At 43.1% G+C, this 4,091-nt stretch carries 4 protein-coding genes; 3 read left to right on the forward strand and 1 reads right to left on the reverse strand.

All coding sequences use genetic code 11. The features are described from left to right. The 3 genes from cysN to cysC form a co-directional block, all read left to right on the forward strand. Positions 1-1,367, forward strand: a 1,367-nt coding sequence (gene cysN, locus CXF78_RS13610; protein WP_102037102.1) for a sulfate adenylyltransferase subunit CysN, incomplete at its 5' end; no start/stop codon positions are given. A gap of 3 nt (positions 1,368-1,370) precedes the next feature. Then, positions 1,371-3,095, forward strand: coding sequence for an SLC13 family permease (locus tag CXF78_RS13615; protein ID WP_011638624.1), 1,725 nt, complete (start codon positions 1,371-1,373; stop codon positions 3,093-3,095). Between the two features lie 45 nt (positions 3,096-3,140). Next, on the forward strand, positions 3,141-3,764 hold the full coding sequence (gene cysC / locus CXF78_RS13620) for an adenylyl-sulfate kinase (protein ID WP_059745569.1): 624 nt from the start codon (positions 3,141-3,143) through the stop codon (positions 3,762-3,764). 148 nt (positions 3,765-3,912) lie between these two features. On the opposite strand, the gene CXF78_RS13625 is transcribed toward cysC, so the two are convergent. Further along, a partial coding sequence (locus CXF78_RS13625) for a membrane dipeptidase (RefSeq protein WP_180957141.1) occupies positions 3,913-4,091 on the reverse strand: 179 nt, incomplete at its 5' end.

The following is a 4,091-nucleotide window of genomic DNA, read 5'->3' on the forward strand; positions in this document are numbered from 1 at the left end:
TACTGCGTTTTTTAACTTGTGGCAGTGTTGATGATGGTAAAAGTACCTTAATTGGACGTTTACTGCATGACAGCGCGCAAATCTATGAAGATCAGTTAGCGAGTCTAAAAAGTGACAGCGCGAAGATGGGTACTACAGGTGAAGCCATTGACCTTGCGTTATTGGTCGATGGTTTACAAGCTGAGCGTGAGCAAGGTATTACTATTGACGTGGCTTATCGTTATTTCTCTAGTGAAAAACGTAAGTTCATCATTGCTGATACTCCTGGTCATGAACAATATACTCGTAACATGGCAACGGGCGCATCTACCTGTGACTTAGCGGTTATTTTGGTTGATGCACGTTATGGTGTCCAAACCCAAACTAAACGCCATGCCTTTATTGCATCATTATTAGGTTTACGTCACTTTGTTGTTGCCGTGAATAAAATGGATTTGGTCGGTTTTGACCAAACTGTATTTGAAAAGATTCAAGCCGATTTTACTGAATTTGTTAAAGGTGCTTGTGATACAGAAAATGGCGGTGATTTAGATATTCACTATGTGCCATTATCTGCCTTAAATGGCGACAACGTGGTTAACCGCAGTACGCAGTGTGATTGGTATAAAGGTGGCACATTACTTGAGCTACTTGAAACTATCGATACCCAGCGCGAACTGAGCGATCTACCGGTGCGATTCCCTGTGCAATACGTATTACGTCCTAACTTAGATTTTCGTGGTTTCTCTGGCACATTAGCGTCTGGAATCATTAAAGTGGGCGATGAATTAGTTGCATTGCCATCAGGAAAACGCAGTAAAATCGAACGTATTGTGACTTTTGATGGTGATTTGCAAGAAGCCGTAGCAGGCCAAGCCATTACCATAACCCTTGAAGATGAGATTGATATTTCACGCGGTGATTTATTGGCTCACCCAGCTACTGCACCAGAAGTTGCTAACCATATTGTTGCTGATATGGTGTGGATGGATGAAAAACCATTACAGATCGGTCAATTATATGATGTGAAAGTCGCGGGTAAGAAAACTCAAGCCGTCGTGAGCGAAATTGAATATATTACTGATGTGAACACGCTTGAGCGCAGTGCTGCAAGCTCATTAAGTTTAAATACCATTGCCCGAGTAAAGTTAGATTTAACTGAATCGATTGTGTTAGACGCTTACAGCTTGGTACGTGATACTGGCGGGATGATTTTAATCGACAGATTATCTAATGCTACCGTTGCAGCGGCCATGGTTGTCAGTGGGCATCAAGGCGATAAGCAAACCAACACTGAGTTTAGTGCATTTGAAGTCGAGTTTAATGCGTTAGTGCGTAAGCATTTCCCGCATTGGAATGCTCGCGATATTAGCGTGCTTGGAAAATAAATAATGAGCGAAATATGGTTGTTAGCGATTATCTTGTTAGCACTGGTCGGTGGGCTTCTTGCTGGGCTTGCAACACCGGCCGCCATGTTTTTCTTCGCTTCATTACTTTGTTATATCCTCGGGCTAGTTGATTTAAATGTAGCCCTTGGCAGCTTTACTAATAACGGACTAATCACTTTGGTGCTGTTGGTGCTGGCTGCCACAGCTCTCGAGAAAACCTCATTACTAGGCAAATTAAGCCAAGTGATAGGGAAAGGCTCGTTATTTTCTACCCTGGCTAAGTTAGGTATATCGACGGCGTTGTTGTCGTCGTTTACCAATAATACAGCTGTTGTAGCATCGTTAATTGGCGTTGTGCGTCGTAATCAAGCGCATGCTCCTTCTAAGTTATTGTTGCCATTAAACTATGCTGCAATCCTCGGTGGTACGCTTACGCTCATTGGTACTTCTACCAATTTGATTGTTAACTCATTTGTTGAAAATGCTGGCCTTGAACCTCTGGGATTTTTTGAGTTTTCACAAGTTGGTGCATTAGTTGTCATAAGTGGTTTAGTCGTGTTGACCATAATGGCTAACTTTTTACCCGATAGACGTGAAGAGTCCGAAGATGAAGCATTGCCTTATTTGCTGGAAGCCCATGTTGCTAAAACCTCTACTTTAGTGGGTAAAAGTGTCATTGATAACCGTTTGCGCGCACTTAAAAAACTCTACTTAGTTGAATTAGAACGCAGCGGCATACGTATTTGCCCTGTGCCACCACAAATGGTGCTGCAAGCCGATGACGTTTTACGTTTTAGTGGCGCGGTTGAGTCGGTTGAGCTATTGCATCAGTTTGATGGTTTAGAGTGGTTTGGTAAGCAGCATGCTAAAGGCCAAAATTTGGTTGAAGCGGTTTTAGCGCCATCATCAAGTTTAGTTGGTACAACCTTAAAAGATTCGCGTTTTCGTGAAGTCTTTGATGCAGCCGTAATGGCTATTCGTCGTGGTCATATTCCGTTAAAAGGCGGACTAGGCGATGTGGTGCTACAACCCGGTGATGTGTTACTGCTCACGCCTGGCGATCGTTTTTCTAAGAGCCCTAATTTAACCAGCGACTTTGCTGCAGTTAGCGGCTTAGATTTAAGTGTTCGTTTAGATGAAAAACGCGGTAATTGGGTGCTTGTTGGATTTGCATTAACCATTTTGGCCAGCATTTTTGATGTATTACCTTTAGCCAAAGGCTTAGTTTTATTATTACTCAGCTACGTGGCGATTGGCGCGATAACCTTAAGTGAGCTTAAACGTCGCTTCCCGTTAGAACTAGTGGTGATTGTAGGCAGTGCCTTAGGCTTAGCTAACTTAATGGTCACAACCGGCCTAGCTGACGTCATGGCGCAAACTTTATTGAGTGTGTTTAATGGCTATGGTGTGTTTGCCGCCTTTGTTGGGATTTATCTGATTACGTTAATTGTCACCGAGTTGATAACTAACAACGCTGCTGCAGCACTGGCGTTCCCGGTGGCTTATGCGGTCGCGACCAGTTTTGGTGTCGATCCTCGGCCGTTTATTATGGCGGTGGTATTTGGTGCAAGCGCGAGTTTTATTTCGCCTTACGGCTATCAAACTAATCTCATGGTATTTAATGCCGGTAATTATAAATTCAGCGATTTTGTGCGCTTAGGTTTACCGTTATCCATCGTATATTCATTAGTGGTTATTTTTTCGATCCCGTATTTCTTCCCGTTTTAACAAAGAATTTTAGTGTGGTGTAACAACCATTCGATAGGAGTAGTGATGAGTAATATTGTTTGGCATCAACATGCCATTGACCAAGCTGCCCGTGGCGCCCAAAAAGGCCAAAACCCAGTATTGTTATGGTTTACGGGATTATCTGGCTCGGGTAAATCAACCCTCGCAGGCGCATTAGAACGGGCGTTATTTGAGCATGGTTTCCATACCTATTTACTTGATGGTGATAATGTTCGTCATGGTCTGTGTAAAGACTTAGGCTTTAGCCTTGAAGATCGCGATGAAAACTTACGTCGTGTTGGTGAAGTGGCTAAGTTAATGGTTGATTCAGGTTTAGTGGTGCTGTCGGCATTTATCTCACCAACACGTGAAGAACGTGATCGCGTCCGAGCATTATTTCCACAAGGTCAGTTTGTTGAAGTCCATGTGTCTACACCATTGAGTGTGTGTGAATCGCGAGACCCGAAAGGCTTGTACGCTAAAGCTCGCAAGGGCGAAATTACTAACTTTACTGGTATTTCATCACCTTATGAAGTGCCAGAGTCTGCGGAGTTAACCATTGATACCAGCAAAGGTGATCTGGATACTCAGGTACATGGTTTACTGGCCTACTTAAAAGCGATTGATGTGCTTAATCCACCAAGAGAAATTGCTGGTGCAGGGATTTAAACGGCACTAAATCGACAATTAAATTGATAACCAAATCGACATCTAATCGAGAAGAATAAAAGGGCTGATGTGTTATATAACATCAGCCCTTTTTTATTATTGAGTCTCTGTTGCTGCAAGCGCTTAAACACTGAGCATCTGTGATCGATTATACCAATACTTGTTTGAGCACTCTTTGCCAGTTTTCACCCATAAAACGATCGCGATCGGTAGATTTGAAACGGGCTTTTTTCAAGGCATCGTCGATGCGGCTCATGCGGTCGATACTGTTGAGCTCTGGAATCACTACATGCTTGGGTTCAACGTCAAAACCTAATACATTTTTGT

It is taken from the genome of Shewanella sp. 11B5, assembly GCF_002836795.1.
Lineage (GTDB): Bacteria > Pseudomonadota > Gammaproteobacteria > Enterobacterales > Shewanellaceae > Shewanella > Shewanella frigidimarina.